Origin of the sequence: Rhodanobacter sp. FW021-MT20 (genome assembly GCF_041107475.1) — a bacterium.
Taxonomy (GTDB): Bacteria; Pseudomonadota; Gammaproteobacteria; order Xanthomonadales; family Rhodanobacteraceae; genus Rhodanobacter_A; species Rhodanobacter_A glycinis.
Genome location: NZ_JBGBPX010000013.1, coordinates 26,933 through 42,461, shown reverse-complemented (window position 1 = coordinate 42,461; position 15,529 = coordinate 26,933). Strand labels below are relative to the sequence as shown.

The window sequence follows — 15,529 nt, the reverse complement described above, 5'->3', positions numbered from 1 at the left end:
CCGACCGCCTGGCGCGCTGTTGCGCAGCCCGCAGCAAGACCGCCCTCGCCCGTGGCATATCGCGGAAACCGATGATGTCGTGGATGGCCACGCATGCGGCGTTCCCGTCGACACCATGGGCTCCGCGGGTCACTGGCACAGGTCGGCCTGCGCTAACATCGCGGCTTTCCCTCGAACTGCCGGAAGCCCATGGTCGCGAAACTGTTCAGCCTGCTCGCCGCGAGCATCATCGGCCTGATCACGCGCAGCGGTTATCTCGGCATCGCGCTGTTGATGGGAATCGAGAGCGCCTGCATTCCGTTGCCGTCGGAAGTGATCATGCCGTTCTCCGGCTACCTCGTTTTCAAGGGCACCCTGGTGTTGTGGATCGTGGCACTGGCCGGCGCTGTCGGCTGCGTGCTCGGCTCGCTGCTGGCCTATGCAGTCGGCGCGTGGGGTGGTCGAAAACTGGTGGAGCGCTACGGCAGGTATCTGCTGGTTTCGCGCAGGGACCTGGACCTGGCCGACCGCTGGTTTCGCGAACATGGCGGCATCATCATTTTCGTGGGACGGCTTTTGCCCGTGGTGCGCACCTTCATCTCCTTTCCCGCCGGCGTGGCACGCATGCCGATCTGGCGGTTCTGCCTTTACACCTTCCTGGGCTCGCTCATCTGGTGCGCGCTACTGGCCTGGATCGGCGAAAAGCTGGGGCAGCACTGGGACACCCTGGGCAACTGGTTCCACCGCTTCGATGCAGTGATCCTGGCCATGCTCCTGATCGCCTTCGGCTTGTATGTCTGGCGCCATGTGAAACATTTGCGCGAAGAGTGACGCGCGCCTCCGGAGCATGCCGGCAGGAAGAGTTTCTGCCCCGGACACCACGCACATCGGCCTTAGGGACGGCGGGCCAGGAAGCGCCCCATGGCCTGCCTTCCGAGCAGCGGCGACGGCGTGTCGTTTTCGAACGCCAGCTGGCCCCGGATCAGCGTGCAGCGGATCACCCCGTCGTTGCGGTTGACCACGCGTTGCAGCCCGCCCATGGCTTCGAACGGGGCCTCGGCATAACGATCCAGTCGTGTGCGTTTCAACGCAACGGGATCCAGCAGCACGATATCGGCCTGGGCCCCGGGTGCGAGCTTGCCGGTGTCCAGGTCGTACCAGTCGGCGATCTCGCCGGTCAGTCGCCACACCGCCTTCTCGGGCGTCATCACCGGGGCGTCCTGCACCGTCAGCTGCAGCAGCGCCAGGCCGAAGTTGTAGAACGCCATGTTGCGCAGGTGCGCGCCGGCATCGGAGAAGCCCATGATCGCGTAAGGCTGGTTGAGGTTGATCGCCACCCGTTTCGGATTGTGGTTGCCGATCAAGGTCGACCAACGCAGCCTGGGGCCGTGATCGATCACCAGGTCGAGGAAGGTGTCCACCTCGTGCTCGCCGCGTTCGTCGGCGATCTGCCGGATGGTCTTGCCGACCAGTGACTTGTCCGGGCAATCGATCACATGCGCGTCGCCGAAGTCGCGATGCCACACGCGTCCGCCCCACTTTTTTTTGTAATCCGCCTTGAATTTCGTGCGGTAGTCAGGGCTGGCAAACAACTTCTGGCGGTCGAATTCGCGCTTCAGATGCAGCGCCGCCTCGCCGGCGGGAAACTCCTCGAAGATCACGAAGTCGATGCCGTCGGCATACACCTGGAATGGCTGCGGCAACGCCTGCCAGCGGAACGAGGCACCCAGGCAGGCGTTGAAGAAACGCGTGACCGCGCCCATCACGATGTCGATCTTCGGCTTCGCCTTGACGTCCATCAGGGTGATCAGCGTGGTCTTCAGCCGGCGGCGCACGGCCAGGCTGGCCGAAGTGAACAGGTAGAACACCGCGTTGATCGGATTGTTGAGATTGGGCGCGGATTGCAGGATCGCGCCGCGCCGACGCAGCAGCTTGTGCAGGCGCCGATACTCGCTCCAGCGCGCATACACCGACGGCAAGGCGGAGGAACGGTAGCGATCGCCATCGACCTTGTCCCAGGGATTGGTCATGCCCGACATGCCGAGCAGGCCGTGGTCGATGCCCTCGTTGAGGTGCTTCTCCATGAGCTGCAGTTCGGCCTCGGTCGGTACCTGCTTCGGGTCGACCGAGCGGCCCAGCCCCATCGCCGCCACGCGCAGGTCCGAGTGACCCATGTAGCTGGCGATGTTCGGCCCCAGCGGCAGGCTTTGCAGATGCGCCACGTAACTGGCCGCGTCGTTCCAGGTCTTCTTTTCGCGCAGCGCGGGCAATACGTACTCGCGCGGGATCGACTCCACGCGGGTGAAAATATCCGAGGCATCCTCGGCGTCGCTGTAGATCATGCTGATCGAGCAGCTGCCGACGAAACAGGTGGTGACGCCGTGGCGCACCGATTCCTGCAGTCCCGGTTCCAGCAGCAGCTCGGCGTCGTAATGGGTGTGGATGTCGATGAAGCCCGGCGTGACCCACAGGCCGTTGGCATCCATCACTTTCGTCGCATCCGCTTCGGCCAGCGGGGTTTCGCTGATGGCGACAATGTGGCCTTCGCGCACGCCGATGTCCGCGATACGCGGTGGTGCGCCGGTGCCGTCGAACACGGTGCCGCGCCGGATCAGTACATCGTAGGGAGTTGGCATCGTTGGAACCCCTCGCGCTGTCGGCGCCGTGGCATGGCCTGTCACGATCCTGTCAGACGCCACGCACCTCGTCTTGACAATTTGCGCCACCACGCCAAGCTGCACGTTCACCTCCGCGGAGCCTGATCGTGGCCAAATCGATGCCCGGCCCAAGCGTTTCGCCCGCGTTCGTCCGCCTGCTGCACGACTACCTGCATGCGCTCGGACTCGATGGCCAGGACCTGCTGGGCGAGGCCCGGCCCGACGAATCGCCCGAGCCGGCCGCCGGCGTTCCCATGGCGCACTGGATGGCGCTGCTGCAACGCGCATCGCAGCGACTGGGCGATCCGCTACTGGGTCTGCGCGTGGGCCAGACGATCCAGCCGCAGCACTTTGGCACGCTGGGATTCCTGCTGCAGTCGATGCCCACGCTGGGTACCGCGCTGCAAAAGCTGCAGCGCTACCAGCGGCTGGTGTACGACCAGACGCCCATGCTGCAACTGGCCGAGGCCGAGTACGTCGACCTGATCTGGGGCATCGACTACGGCCAACCCGGCCCCCTGGTCGATGAAACATCCATCACGGTGTTGATCTGCTACTGCCGCGCCATCGCCGCCGGCCCGGTGGTGCCGCAATGCGTGCAATTCGTCAATCCGGCACCACGCGACACTGCCGCGTATCGCGCGGCCTATGGCTGCCCGGTCGAATTCACCGCACCCGTGACCCGCGTGCGCTTCGACCTCGCGACCCTGGCCCAGCCCCTGCGTTCGGCGAACGCGGAACTGTCAGCCCTGATGGAGCGGCAGGCCGAACAGTTGCTCGCGCGGTGGCCGGCACACGACGAACCCTTCGTCATGCAGATCCGCACGGCCACCGGCGCGCTGCTGCATGACGGTGAACCCACCCTGCCCCGCGTGGCCCGACGGCTCGGCCTCACGCCCCGCACGGCGCAACGCCGCCTGCAACAATCCGGCACGCGCTTCCGTGCCGAACTGGAAACCGTGCGCCGCCAGATGGCCGAAATCTACCTGCGCGACCCGCGCCTGTCGGTAGCCGACATCGCCCAGTTGCTCGGCTACTCCGAGCACAGCGCACTCACGCGCAGTTACCGGCAATGGACCGGGCACACGCCGCGGGATGGACGATGAACGCGTGGGTGGGCACTACGCCCAGCCTCATTGCACGTACCCCAAAGCGATGAAGTCGTCATCCGACCCATCGCCTCATCGAACGGCTTTCAAAGCTCCACGCAATCAAACCGACGGTCCGCTTCGACTTCCGCGTCGTAGTCCACATCCGCCCGATCGAAGCCGAACAACTTCAGGAACTCGTGCTTGTAGCCGGCGTAGTCGGTGATCTCACGCAGATTTTCGGTGGTGACCGTGGGCCACAGGGTTTTGCAGGCGTTCTGCACTTCGTCGCGCAGTTCCCAGTCGTCCAGGCGCAGGCGACCTTCGTCGTCGGTGGCTGCGGGAGCGCTGTCGGCCCGATACAGGCGGTCGTGGAACAGGCGGTTGGCCTGTTCGATCGGGTTTTCGTGGATGCCCTTCTCCTTCATGATCTTGAAGGCGATGGACACGTACAGCGGGATCACCGGGATGGCGGCGCTGGCCTGGGTGACGACTGACTTCATTACGCCGACATAGGCTTCAAGGCCGGGGTGACGGCTGCGCAGTTGCTTCGCCGTGTTGTCCAGGTGCTGCTTGGCCTGGCCCAGCGTGCCGTGCCAGTACATCGGCCAAGTGATCTCGGTGCCGATGTAGCTGTAGGCGATGGTTTTGGCGTGGTCGGCGAGCACGCCGGCATTGCTCAACGCGTCGATCCACAGCGCCCAGTCTTCGCCGCCCATGACGGTGACGGTGTCCTTGATCTCCTGCTCGGTGGCCGGCTCGATGCTGGCCTCGATCACGGTGTCCTTGTTGGTGTCGACCGAGGTATTGGTGAATTTTTCGCCAATGGTCTTCAGCGCCGAGCGCACCACTTCACCGCTGTCCGGCAGCTTGCGCACGGGTGAAGCCAGCGAGTAGACCACCAGGTCGATCGGGCCGCCCATTTCGTTCTTGATGATCTCGATGGCCTTGGCGCGGGTCTCGTGGGCGAACGCGTCGCCGTTGATCGACTTGCTGTACAGGCCAGCCGCCTTGGCGGCCTTGTCGAACGCGGCGGCGTTGTACCAGCCGGCGGTACCGGTCTTCTCCGGGCTGCTGGGCTTTTCGAAGAACACGCCGAGCGTGGCCGCGCCGTAACCGAAGGCCGCGGTAATCCGCGAGGCCAGGCCGTAGCCGGTGGACGCGCCGATCACCAGCACGCGCTTGGGGCCCTGGCCGGCATGGCCGGCGGCCTTGGTGATCGCAATCTGGTCGAGCACATTGCGCTCGCAGCCCTCGGGATGGGCCGTGACACAGATGAAGCCGCGCACTTTGGGTTTGATAATCACTTGGATCGCTCCGCTGGAGATTCGCAGTGCGCCATAGTAACCAAGGCGGCGGTCCATGCGCTGCGGTAGGGAGGCAAAACGCGGCGTTGTGGCAGGCCGCGCGACTTCTATCGCCCCGGTTCCCGGGCCAGCGTCTGTAGCGCCGTCACCAACGCACGCACCTGTTCCTCGTCGCTGCGCCATTCGCCCGTCTGCATGTCGGCCAGCCTCGGGACGTGATACCGCATGCCGGAGGGACGCTGCTGCTTGGCGGACGCATGGAATTCACGGGCGCCGGTGGCGGCAGCTAGCCCGACGATGTTGTCCGCATGCACGCCGGCCCCCGGCATCACCGAAAGACGTCCGGCGGATTGGGTCGTCAGCTCGCGGATCAGGCCGGCGCCTTCCATCGCGCTGGATTGCCCGCCGGAGGTGAGCACCCGCTCGCAGCCGAGGGCCACGACATCTTCCAGCGCGCGATGCAGGTCGCGGGCGAGGTCGAAGGCGCGGTGAAAAGTGATGCCCATGCGCCCGGCTGCACCGATCAGGGCACGACAACGCAGCATGTCCACCTGACCCTCGGCATCGAGCACGCCCAGCACCACGCCATCGCAGCCGAGCGCCGCGCAGGTTTCGATATCGCGCTGCATCACTTCGATGTCGAGATCGTTGTAGAGGAAGTCGCCGGCGCGTGGGCGAATCAGCACGTAGAGCGGAATGCGCAAGCGCTCGCGCACCAGCGCGATGGTGGCGTGCGATGGCGTGAGGCCGCCGAGTTCCAGCGCAGAACACAATTCCACGCGCCCGGCACCACCGTCCTGTGCCGCGCAGGCCGAAGCCACCGAGTTGGCAGCCACCTCGAGCAATGCATTACGCATGGGCCGCGGACGCCTTGCAATGAACGTCGCGTTGCATCATCAACGCCCGCGCCGACGCACCACGCAAAGCTGCCTCCGGCAGTGACCCGTCATACCTCATCTTTCGTCTCCCGCATGGCAAGTCGCCATCATGCACGCGGTTTTCTCGTCGGGCGAGCCTGCTTGCCCGGCGAGAACTCGCGTCCCGGAAAGATCGGCAATGATCTTCCGGAGTGGCCTATGGATAGTCCGAAATCCCATGAAGCAAAAAAGCCCCACGCCGTGGGCGCGGGGCTTTCGTACTGCATGTGGCCGACGCGAAGGACGGCCGGCAAAACTCAGGCGGCGATTTCGACGCCGGAAGCCTGGGCACCTTTCGGGCCCGGAGTGACTTCGAACTTCACGCGCTGGCCTTCCTGCAGGCTACGGAAGCCCTTGGAATTGATCGCGGAGAAGTGGACAAACACGTCCTCACCACCATCCTCGGGCGCGATGAAACCGAAACCCTTCGCATCGTTGAACCATTTGACCGTACCGAAACGCATTGCGGGAACCTCTGACTCATGGACAGGATGTGCCAAAGCCTTTGCGAGAACCAACTGAACCCCCCGGCCCCTCGCCGCCGACACAAGGAGAAGTATCAACATGTTTGCAGTCAAAGCGCAATATGTTGAACGGCTTGATGTGCGCGAGGCCCCGCTATCATGCTCAATTTTTGAGCAATGCCTCGATGATCGGCGGCACATTTGCCGTGGCCGCGGCCAGATGCGCAAAGATTTCCTCGATGCTGATTTCCGCTTCGTCACCGCAACCGGCAGCGAAATTCGCCACCAGCGCAAGGCACGCGTAAGCAAGTTCGAGTTCCCGCGCGAGTGCCGCCTCGGGCATGCCGGTCATGCCGACCAGATCGCAACCGTCGCGCTTCATCCGCGCAATCTCTGCGCGAGTTTCCAGCCGCGGCCCCTGAGTGGCGCCGTAGCAGCCGCCATTGATGACCGCCACGTTCGCCCTGCCCGCCGCCGCCAACACGTCGCGCCGCAACGACTCGGTATACGGCTCGCTGAAGTCGATGTGCTTGACCTCGGCGCCGTCGGCGTCGCAGAAACTGGTGTAGCGACCGTGGGTGTAATCGATGACCTGGTCGGGCACCACGGTGACACGCGGCCCCATGTCGGCCCGGATGCCACCTACCGCGTTGACGCCGATGACCCGTTGCGCGCCAAGCTTGTGCAACGCCCACAGGTTTGCGCGGTAGTTGACCCGATGCGGCGGCAGGTTGTGGCTTTCGCCATGACGCGCCAGGAAGGCCACGCGCTTGCCGGCGAAATCGCCCACCACGATATCGCCCGAGGCGGCACCGTAAGGCGTGTCCACCGTGTGGCGCTCGGCATGCTGCAGGCCCGGAAAGTTGTACAGGCCACTACCGCCGATGACGGCGAGGTCGATGGAGGTCGGCTTGGGCTGGGGCATCGTCGTGATCCGCTTGCGGGGTAATCGAAAATGTGGGAGCGCACTCTGCGCACGATGCTATTCGTTACGCGGCGAAAAGCATCGCCCGCTAGCGGGCTCCTACACGGTTTCCTTCAGCGCGTAGATCGCCGGCAGGTTGCGGCCCTGCTCGTGGTAGTCCATGCCGTAGCCGAACACGTAGCGATCAGGCAGCTCGACGCCGTTGAAATCCGTGGCGATACCTTCCACCAGGCGGTCGTGTCGTTTGCAGCACAGGCTGGCGATCAGCACGCGTTTCGCCCCCTGGCCCAGGCAATGGTCGCGCACGGCTTTCAGCGTGTGGCCTTCGTCGAGAATGTCGTCCACCAGCAACACGGTGCGCCCCGTCATCTCCGCCACCGGTTCGCGCAACCAGTGCAGCTCGCTGCCGCTGGTCTCGCCGCGATAGCGGGTGGCATGCACGTAGTCGAATTCCAGGTCGGTGCGAATCGACAACGCCAACTGGCCGGCGAACATCAACGCGCCGTTCATCACGGTCAGGAACACGGCGCGCTCGCCGTTCAATTCGGCGTCAATGCGGCGCCCCAGGTCGGCAATCACGGATTCGATCTCGGCGTGTTCAAACAAGACCTCGGATTGGCTCAGCGCATCCGATAGGGAAGGAGTCGGAGTGGTCATGCGTGGTCCTCGGCGTCGAGCGCCGTGATGCGGGCGACGAAACGGTCGCGTTGCGGGTTGTCGAGCAATCCGTCCCAGCTGGCGCCAAGGGCGCCGCGCAAGGCGGACATGCGTTCGGCGGTGGCAGGCGGCAGTGCCGGCAGCGCGGCAATGGCTTCAGCCACCACGTTCGGGAAGCAGGCCAGCACCAGGTCGCAGCCAGCGGCCAGGTGCCCCTGCACGCGGCCGGTCACGCTGCCAGCCACGCCGGCTGCGGCCATGCTGATATCGTCGCTGATCACCAGCCCGGCGAAACCCAGTTCGCCGCGCAGGATCTCGTCGATCCACACGCGGGAATAGCCGGCCGGTTGCGCATCGACGGCAGGATAGACGACGTGCGCCATCATCACCGCCTCGGCGTGTGCATCCAGCGCCTCGACGAACGGGCGCAGGTCGGCCGCGCGGATCTCGTCCAGCGAGCGCGGGTCGATCGCCTGCGCCTTGTGTGTGTCGGCGGCCACGGAGCCGTGTCCCGGGAAATGCTTGAGCACCGCCGCCATACCGCCCAGGTGCATGCCACGCACATAGGCGGTGGCCAGTTCGCCGGCCACGGCCGGATCAGCGTGAAAAGCGCGCGGACCGATGGCGGCATTGCCGCGGGCCAGGTCCACCACCGGTGCGAAGCTGAAATCCACGCCGCTGGCGCGCAGTTCGCTGGACATCACCCAAGCGTGTTCCTCGGCCAGCCGGATCGCGTCCTCGGGATCGCGATCGTATGCCGCGCCGATCTTCGACAGTGCCGGCAAGCGGGTGAAGCCTTCGCGGAAGCGCTGCACCGGTCCGCCTTCCTGATCCACCGCGACCAGCAGGTGCTCGCCTCCGACCGTACGGATGGATTCGGTGAGCGCGATCAGTTGATCGCGGCTGGCGAAATTGCGCGCAAACAGGATCACGCCGGCCACGCCCGGCGCGGTCAGCCAGGCACGTTCGGTTTCGGCAATGTCGGTTCCGGCCAGACCAATCAGCAACATCAGGCAGATTCTCCCTCGGCAGCATCGCGCTCGGCCACCGACCATTCGGCGTAGGGATGCACGATCAGATTGACGTTGTAATAGCGCGCCAACGCACTCACCTCGCGACCCAGCCAAATCGGGCGCGGGAAGCAGGCATCGGCCGTCGGCAGCTCGATCTCGGCCACCACCAGGCCGGCATTGGCGCCCAGGAATTCGTCGATCTCGAAAAGCATGCCATCGAGTGTGACGTAATGGCGGATCTTCTCCAGCACGCCATCGCACAAGGTGGCCAGCATCTCGTCGGCTTCATCCGGCGGCAACGCCACCTCGTACTCCGCCCGCTCGATGCCCAGCCGCGCGGCCTTGATATTGAGCCAGGCCTCATCGCCGCTGCGACGCACCCGCACTGAAGCGCGAGCATGCCCGGCCTGCAATGCCGCTGCGCCGACCAGATAGCCCTGTGCCATGCGTTCGCTGCGCGTGACCTGCCCGCGCCAGCCGTCGCCGTTCAACAGGAATTTTCGTTCGATTTCGATGGGCATGGGGATCAGGAGTGAGCAAAGAGGAATGCGCCGTGAGCGAAAACCGGTGCACGATCCGCGCTGTCGCCAAATCGAATGAAGTGGGCAGCGTCCGTCCGGCGCGCCTGCTTTCTCTCGCTGCTCACTTCTCCCCCCTCACTTCTCGCTTTTTCATCGTTCGAACAGCGCAATCGATTCCACATGTGCCGTATGCGGGAACATGTCCATCACGCCGGCCGACGTCAACCTGAACCCGTGTCGCTGCACCAGAATGCCCGCGTCGCGCGCCAGCGATGCCGGATGGCAGGAGACGTAGACAATGCGCTTCGTGGCCTTGTGCGGCAGGTAGTCGAGCAGCTTGTCGGCGCCGGCACGCGGTGGATCGAGCAGCAATTTGTCCCAGGGTTGACGGGCCCATTCGGCACCGCGCTGGTCCTCGAACAGGTTCGCGACATGGAAGTGCGCGTTGGCGATGCCGTTGCGGCGCGCGTTTTCGGTGGCGCGCTCGACCAGTCCGTGTTCGCCTTCCACGCCAGCCACTTCGGCCACGCGCCGGGCCATCGGCAAGGTGAAGTTGCCCAGTCCGCAGAACAGGTCGAGCACGCGATCGGACGGCTGCGGGTCGAGCAGATCCATGGCGCGTGCCAGCATGCGCCGATTCATGCCGGCGTTGACCTGGACGAAATCCAGCGGCTGGAATTCCAGCTCCACATCATCGGCTCCGCCGCCGGCCGGCAGCGTGAACGCCAGTCGCGGGTGCTCCGGCCACAGCGGGTGCACACTGCTGTGCCCGCCCGGCTGCAGGTAGATGGCAAAGCCGTGCTGCCGGCCAAAGGCAACCAACGCGGCCTGGTCGCGTTCGCTGAGCGGATTCATGTGACGGAACACCAGCGCGATGGTGTCGTCGCCGGCGGCGAATTCGATCTGCGGGATATCGGCCACCGCATCCATGCCGTCGATCAATTCGGCCAGCAGCGCGATCCGTTCGCCGAGCACGGGATGCACCACTTCGCAGCGCCGGATATCGGCAACGAGACGGGGGTTGGCCTCTTCGCGAAAACCGACCAGCACCCGCCCCTTCTTTGGCACCGCGCGTACCGACAGGCGTCCCTTGCGGCGATAGCCCCACGGTTCGTCGGTCAGTGGCGGCAACCAGCTTGCCGGCGTCACCTTGCCGATGCGCGTGAAGTTGTCGGCCAGCACTCGCTGCTTCATGCCGATCTGCACCTCGGCATCCAGGTGTTGCAAGGTACAACCGCCACACAGGCCGAAGTGCGGACATTTCGGCTCGACGCGATGCGGCGAGCGCTGCAGCAGTTCGACCACCTCGGCTTCGTCGTAGTGGCGATGCCGCTTGCTGATGCGCAGAAGCACCCGCTCATCCAGCAGGGCGCCACTGACGAACACCGCCTTGCCGTCGATGCGCGTGACGCCCTTGCCGTCGTGAGTGAGGTCGGTGATGGTGGCTTCGATGGCTGCTGGCATGGGCTCTCGGAGTCTGTCGGGCTTGGGTGGTCGAGGCAAAAATCGGGCAGTGTGTGGACAGGTTTTCGACGATTCGCCGCCCATAGGGATTCCATGGGACCAGATTCGGCGGAAAGATGGACCACATCGCCCGATTTATGGACCACATCGCCCGATTTGCAGCCCGGCCAACCCGAGTCCGACAGACTCCTGGACAAGCGCGCCCGAGTCGCTGGACCCGGGCGCGTCAATCGGGCGAAAAATCCAGGGCGCGGCGCGCTTACTTGCGCTTCCAGGCGCCGGAGGCGTCCTGATAATACCAGCCGGCGCGGGCGTGGCTAATCCAGCCCTTGGCGAAGGTGGCGCGAATCTGCGCTTCCCACTCCGGATGGTTGTTGGCGTTGGCGATCTCGCGGTACAGCGCGTTGCGGTCGCGATTTTCGTCGGCGATGGTCGCGTTGAGCTGGGCACGCTGGGCCAGCGGAATCTTGCTGGCGTCATGCAGCGCGACGAGGCCGTCGTTGGTGAAACCGACTGCACCACTGTCCAGCATGGCCTCGAGGCTATTCTCGAAGCGGGTGCGCATGCGCTGGCGCAAGGCTTCGGTGGTGGCCGTCTGCACGCGCAGGTTCGGTGTCGCGGCGGCTTGCGCGGCGGGCACCAGCAGGTCCAGCAGCATGGCTGAGGGATCGCTGCCCTGGGTCGGCGCGTTGTCCGTGTCGTGCTTCGGTGTCGGCTGCGCGGCGGCTCCGCTGCCGTCGAGCACGTTGCCGATGAACTGGTCGGCCGCTTTCTGCGCGGCGGCGGCAGGGAAATACACGTTGATCGTGACGCAACCCACCAGGGCGATGAACAGCGTGGTCAGCAATCCGTAAACAATCTTGCGCATGGGTGGCTCCGGTGGGGAAACAGCAGGCATGGCCGGACTCAACGAATTTCCGGCCCCGATCCTTCGACAGCGGCCTTCAGGCGCCGCACCAGGGTCGGCCAGTCCACGCGGGTCTGGTGGCCAATCACTTCCAGATGCGGCAAGCCGCTGCCTTCGACGATAGTGTAGCCGTCCGGACTGCTGTCGAGACCACCCATCTGGCACACATTCGCCTGCAGCGTGCAATTCAGGCCGATGCGCTTGTAGGAAAAGTTCTTGAACAGCTTCAGCACGGCGCCCTGCAGGCCACCGGCAATGCCGCCGCCACCGACCGTGGTGAGGTTGTTTACCGCGCGCTGGCTGATGCGGCCACCACCGCCGGCCAGCAGCGAGGCCTGGAACGCCACCGGCGTCCAGTCGACCAGCCGCAGGTTGTTGATATGGCCATCCATGCGCCCGGTGATGCTGCCGAAATCGAACACGCTGGTGAATGCGGCAAGGTCAAGCTGCTTCAGCGAGACATTGCCGGTCAGCACCGGATTGGCGCCAAACGGCTGCTGCAGCGTCATCCCCGTGATGTCGATGAAGCCGCCAAACACGCTGACCGACAAGCCGCCATCCAGCTCGATGCGGTCATCCACCCAATGCAGCGAGGGTATCGCGCCAGCAAGCGTGCCCGGGAACTGCGGCCAGCCCATGGCCTTGCTGAAGGCCGCCATGTCCACTCCGGTCACGGCCAGCGAGGTCGACAGCCGCTGGCCCTTGGCTGCGGCCGGGCGCCAATCCAGCGACCCCAGCCGCAACTGGCCACCCAGTACCGACATCGTCAGCGGCTGTTGCAAGGCAAGGCTGCCGCCGCGGCTTTGCCAGTGCGACACGGCAGCGCCATTGGCGAGGTGGTACACCTTGAGGTTGTCCCAGGCCAGCGTGGTGGCGGGACGTTCACCCTGTGCCGACCAGTCCAGCCCGCCACGCAGGTTCCCGACGCCAAGGCGCCCGGCGCCATCCGCCATGTCCAGCCCATCGGTACGGAAGGCAAAGCTGCGCAAGCCGTCTGCCGCCAGGTCCAGATGCCCGTCGATCTGGCCATCGATGTGCAGGTTCTGCAAACCCAGCGTGTTCAGCCAGGCCTGGCCGTAACGCTGATAGGCCACCGGGAATGCGGCATGGAAGCGAGTCAGGTGAAGCTTCTGCAGATGGCCGCGGGCATCGAAGGCCAGGCTGCCGTCGATCTGCATGGCCCCGGGATCATTGACCCGCAGACGACTCAACGCCACGGCGCCGTGATCGGCTTCGGCGGTCAGCGCCAATTGCACCGGATGGGCGGGCAACTTCGCGAAAATCGTGCCCAGCAGCAACTGCCCATCGTGCAGGTTGCCGTCGAAATCGATGCGCGCGGCACCGCCGGTGGTATCGATACCGAGTCGTCCGCGGCCCGCCAGCCCTTGCCCGGCCAAGGTGCCGGCCGGCGTGTCGAAACCGATCCCGGCCAGGGTGAAATCGCCCGAGGACTGGATCCCGTGGTCGCGCACGTCGAGCGCCAGCTCCGCATCCAGCCTGCCACCGGTGACATGGCCCGACCACACCGACCCGAGCAAGCCCTGCAGCCAGGCCGCCGGCAACTGCTTCAGGCTGATCTGCGCGTGAGTGGTCTGGTCCAGCGGCAACGCGGCATTCACCTGCGTCTTGCCCTGTTCCAGATCGATCTGCAGGGTGTTGGAGGTGGTATCCATCACCAGCGCGAGCAGCGCATGGTCGAGTGCCCGCCCCGGTGCACCGGTCACCTTGGTCGAACCGTCGAACATCCAGCGCAATTGCGGATCGCGTTGCAGCGTGCCATCGAGATCAAGACCCACGCGCCGCCAGCCGAGCCCAGGGATATCCGCCTTGTCGGCCTGCAAGGTCAGCTGCAGGGTACCCGCCGAGGTACCGGGCGTTATGCGCGCCTGCACGTTCTGCAAATCGACACCGGCCACCGTGATCCGCTTGGCGGCCAGCACGATGTCGGCCCGCGCGGGCGCAACCCATGACGCGGCGCACAGGACACAAAGGAACAGCAACAGGCGGCTTGATATGGAACTCATGTCGCGCCATTCTGCCAAAGTCTGATGAACGACAAGGAATTCGTCATGCCGAACCCCGTTTCCTGCCCGGCTCCCGACGCTCCCGCACTCCGGGTGCTGGTGGCTGACGACGATCCGGCCAGCCGGCGTTTCCTTGGTGATGGCCTGCGCCACTTGGGCGCCGAGGTAGAGACCTGCGACGACGGCCCGGCCGCGCTGGAGCTGGCTCGCCGCAAGCATTTCGACCTGCTGCTGCTGGATTGCCGCATGCCCGGCGCCGGTGCGCGGGAGGTGCTCGACGCCTTGCGGGCCAGCCCCGATGCCGCCTCGCATGCCAGCCCGGCAGTGGCCAGCAGCGCGGAATCGGGATCGCTCGATCGCCGCGGCCTGCTGCGGGCCGGCTTCGGTGAAATCCTGATCAAGCCTTGCGATCTGAAGGCACTGCGTCGTGTGCTGGCCTTGAGCCGTTGCGAAGGTGGCGCCCCGTTGCTTGACGATGCCGCCGCCCTGAACAGCACCGGCGACGCGCGCACCATGCAGGCATTGCGCGGCCTGCTGCACGACGAACTGACCAATCTGGAGCGCGAGCTGGCACCACTCTGCAACGACCGCGTGGCCCTGGCCGAACGCCTGCATCGCCTGCGCTCGTCCTGCGGCTTTTGCGGCGCGGCGGCGTTGGCCGAATGCACGGTTACCCTGCAGCAATGGCTGCGTGACGCTCCGGCCGATGCCCCGATTCCGCTGGAGCCCTTCCGCGACACGCTGCAAGCCACCTTGCACGCACTGGGACCGGTGCGCAACTGACCCGGCATCACACCGCTACCGTTGCCGGCCGCGCGACGTCAGCGCCATCGACAGCACCCGCCACGCGCGCAACTCGCCGCCGCCGAGATGGAAGCGGATCACCTCGCGCATCATGTCGCGCAGGACGGCAAGGCCTGCGGCATCGGGAGCACGATCCTGCGCCAGACCAAGCAGGTCGGCGCCGCGCACCGCACGCACGTTGGCGCCGTGCAGCCGCACCGGACCTTGCTCCACGTCGTAACGGTAAAGGCCTTCCGCGGCGACCGGTTCGCCGGAATCCGCCTCGAATTCCAGCTGCAAGGCATAACCCAGGGCATCGAGCAGATCGCGCTCGAAGCGCCGCAGCGTCCACGCCAGCGGATCGTCACTACCCAGCCGCGCCAGCGTCCGGGCGTAGGCATCGAACAGCGTGGGCGAAGGGTCCTGCCGCTCGGTGAGGCGCACCACCAGTTCATTGAGATAGAGCCCGGCCATGGCCGCATCGCCTTGCAGGCGAAGCCCGTTGGCCAGCGTGTCGGCGGCCCGCAAGGTGGCCAGTTCACCGCGCATCAACAGGTCCAGCGCCAGCGGCTGGAACGGCTCAAGCTGCGAACGCAGCAGCCGACCGCGCTCGCTGCGCACCCCGCGAGCAACCACCCCAAGCCGACCGTGGTCGCGGGTCAGGCACTCAAGCAGCAACGAGGTCTCCCGGTAGGGCCGCGCGTGCAGGACGTAGGCGGGTTGCTGGTCGATGCGCATGGGGGGAATCAGGAGTGAGGCGGGAGGAGTGAGAAGTGAGAGAAAAGCGGGAAAGCCACGGTTACCAAGGCTTTTCTCTCACTGC

Annotated in this window: 15 protein-coding genes; 3 read left to right on the top strand and 12 right to left on the bottom strand. The window is 65.5% G+C overall.

What is annotated here, in order from left to right:
• Nucleotides 1-189 precede the first annotated feature (189 nt).
• On the top strand, nt 190-810 hold the full coding sequence (locus AB7849_RS13830) for a DedA family protein (protein WP_092704819.1): 621 nt from the start codon (nt 190-192) through the stop codon (nt 808-810).
• A gap of 62 nt (nt 811-872) precedes the next feature.
• On the opposite strand, the gene AB7849_RS13825 is transcribed toward AB7849_RS13830, so the two are convergent.
• Nucleotides 873-2,615 (bottom strand): N-acyl-D-amino-acid deacylase family protein, encoded by a 1,743-nt coding sequence (locus tag AB7849_RS13825; protein WP_008215648.1) that lies wholly within the window; start codon nt 2,613-2,615, stop codon nt 873-875.
• A gap of 128 nt (nt 2,616-2,743) precedes the next feature.
• On the opposite strand from AB7849_RS13825, the gene AB7849_RS13820 reads away from it, so the two are divergent.
• Nucleotides 2,744-3,742 carry an AraC family transcriptional regulator gene (locus AB7849_RS13820; RefSeq protein WP_008215649.1) on the top strand — a complete coding sequence of 333 codons (999 nt, stop codon included), beginning with the start codon at nt 2,744-2,746 and terminating at the stop codon, nt 3,740-3,742.
• An 89-nt stretch (nt 3,743-3,831) separates the two neighbouring features.
• Here AB7849_RS13820 and fabV read toward each other — a convergent pair whose 3' ends face one another.
• The 10 genes from fabV to AB7849_RS13770 all read right to left on the bottom strand — a co-directional run bounded on the left by fabV (nt 3,832) and on the right by AB7849_RS13770 (nt 13,923).
• The gene (gene fabV / locus AB7849_RS13815) at nt 3,832-5,031 is read right to left on the bottom strand and encodes an enoyl-ACP reductase FabV (RefSeq protein ID WP_008215651.1); all 1,200 of its coding nucleotides are present in this window, start codon (nt 5,029-5,031) and stop codon (nt 3,832-3,834) included.
• A gap of 107 nt (nt 5,032-5,138) precedes the next feature.
• Nucleotides 5,139-5,888 (bottom strand): copper homeostasis protein CutC, encoded by a 750-nt coding sequence (locus tag AB7849_RS13810; RefSeq protein ID WP_008215653.1) that lies wholly within the window; start codon nt 5,886-5,888, stop codon nt 5,139-5,141.
• A 317-nt stretch (nt 5,889-6,205) separates the two neighbouring features.
• Complete coding sequence (locus tag AB7849_RS13805; RefSeq protein WP_008215655.1) at nt 6,206-6,412, bottom strand: cold-shock protein; 207 nt, start codon at nt 6,410-6,412, stop codon at nt 6,206-6,208.
• 163 nt (nt 6,413-6,575) lie between these two features.
• A complete protein-coding gene (locus AB7849_RS13800; RefSeq protein ID WP_008215657.1) occupies nt 6,576-7,337 on the bottom strand; it encodes an S-methyl-5'-thioinosine phosphorylase in 762 nt (253 codons plus the stop codon).
• 99 nt (nt 7,338-7,436) lie between these two features.
• Nucleotides 7,437-7,994 carry a hypoxanthine-guanine phosphoribosyltransferase gene (locus tag AB7849_RS13795; RefSeq protein WP_008215659.1) on the bottom strand — a complete coding sequence of 186 codons (558 nt, stop codon included), beginning with the start codon at nt 7,992-7,994 and terminating at the stop codon, nt 7,437-7,439.
• The gene (nagZ, locus tag AB7849_RS13790) at nt 7,991-9,004 is read right to left on the bottom strand and encodes a beta-N-acetylhexosaminidase (protein ID WP_008215660.1); all 1,014 of its coding nucleotides are present in this window, start codon (nt 9,002-9,004) and stop codon (nt 7,991-7,993) included. Before nagZ ends, AB7849_RS13795 begins: the two co-directional genes overlap by 4 nt.
• On the bottom strand, nt 9,004-9,528 hold the full coding sequence (locus tag AB7849_RS13785; RefSeq protein ID WP_008215662.1) for a CYTH domain-containing protein: 525 nt from the start codon (nt 9,526-9,528) through the stop codon (nt 9,004-9,006). Before AB7849_RS13785 ends, nagZ begins: the two co-directional genes overlap by 1 nt.
• Nucleotides 9,529-9,678: 150 nt before the next feature.
• Nucleotides 9,679-10,992: a 23S rRNA (uracil(1939)-C(5))-methyltransferase RlmD gene (gene rlmD / locus AB7849_RS13780; protein ID WP_008215663.1), complete on the bottom strand. Its 1,314-nt coding sequence runs from the start codon at nt 10,990-10,992 to the stop codon at nt 9,679-9,681.
• 259 nt (nt 10,993-11,251) lie between these two features.
• Entirely contained in the window at nt 11,252-11,860 is a 609-nt protein-coding gene (locus AB7849_RS13775; RefSeq protein WP_008215666.1) for a YdbL family protein, read from the bottom strand.
• A gap of 38 nt (nt 11,861-11,898) precedes the next feature.
• Nucleotides 11,899-13,923, bottom strand: a complete 2,025-nt coding sequence (locus AB7849_RS13770) for a hypothetical protein (protein ID WP_008215667.1) — start codon at nt 13,921-13,923, stop codon at nt 11,899-11,901.
• 45 nt (nt 13,924-13,968) lie between these two features.
• Here AB7849_RS13770 and AB7849_RS13765 point away from each other — a divergent pair, with 45 nt between their 5' ends.
• Nucleotides 13,969-14,706 (top strand): response regulator, encoded by a 738-nt coding sequence (locus AB7849_RS13765; protein ID WP_237711924.1) that lies wholly within the window; start codon nt 13,969-13,971, stop codon nt 14,704-14,706.
• Nucleotides 14,707-14,721: 15 nt separating this feature from the next.
• Here the strand turns inward: AB7849_RS13765 and recO are convergent, their stop codons facing one another.
• Complete coding sequence (recO, locus tag AB7849_RS13760) at nt 14,722-15,444, bottom strand: DNA repair protein RecO (protein ID WP_008215672.1); 723 nt, start codon at nt 15,442-15,444, stop codon at nt 14,722-14,724.
• Nucleotides 15,445-15,529: the final 85 nt, after the last annotated feature.

Excerpts from the sequence above, each read along its gene's own strand:
- AB7849_RS13795 (WP_008215659.1), bottom strand. The coding sequence starts at position 7,994 with ATGACCACTCCGACTCCTTCCCTATCGGATGCGCTGAGCCAATCCGAG.
- AB7849_RS13825 (WP_008215648.1), bottom strand. The coding sequence starts at position 2,615 with ATGCCAACTCCCTACGATGTACTGATCCGGCGCGGCACCGTGTTCGAC.
- AB7849_RS13785 (WP_008215662.1), bottom strand. The coding sequence starts at position 9,528 with ATGCCCATCGAAATCGAACGAAAATTCCTGTTGAACGGCGACGGCTGG.
- nagZ (WP_008215660.1), bottom strand. The coding sequence starts at position 9,004 with ATGTTGCTGATTGGTCTGGCCGGAACCGACATTGCCGAAACCGAACGT.
- AB7849_RS13805 (WP_008215655.1), bottom strand. The coding sequence starts at position 6,412 with ATGCGTTTCGGTACGGTCAAATGGTTCAACGATGCGAAGGGTTTCGGT.
- AB7849_RS13830 (WP_092704819.1), top strand. The coding sequence starts at position 190 with ATGGTCGCGAAACTGTTCAGCCTGCTCGCCGCGAGCATCATCGGCCTG.
- AB7849_RS13800 (WP_008215657.1), bottom strand. The coding sequence starts at position 7,337 with ATGCCCCAGCCCAAGCCGACCTCCATCGACCTCGCCGTCATCGGCGGT.
- recO (WP_008215672.1), bottom strand. The coding sequence starts at position 15,444 with ATGCGCATCGACCAGCAACCCGCCTACGTCCTGCACGCGCGGCCCTAC.
- AB7849_RS13775 (WP_008215666.1), bottom strand. The coding sequence starts at position 11,860 with ATGCGCAAGATTGTTTACGGATTGCTGACCACGCTGTTCATCGCCCTG.
- AB7849_RS13810 (WP_008215653.1), bottom strand. The coding sequence starts at position 5,888 with ATGCGTAATGCATTGCTCGAGGTGGCTGCCAACTCGGTGGCTTCGGCC.
- AB7849_RS13765 (WP_237711924.1), top strand. The coding sequence starts at position 13,969 with ATGCCGAACCCCGTTTCCTGCCCGGCTCCCGACGCTCCCGCACTCCGG.
- AB7849_RS13770 (WP_008215667.1), bottom strand. The coding sequence starts at position 13,923 with ATGAGTTCCATATCAAGCCGCCTGTTGCTGTTCCTTTGTGTCCTGTGC.
- rlmD (WP_008215663.1), bottom strand. The coding sequence starts at position 10,992 with ATGCCAGCAGCCATCGAAGCCACCATCACCGACCTCACTCACGACGGC.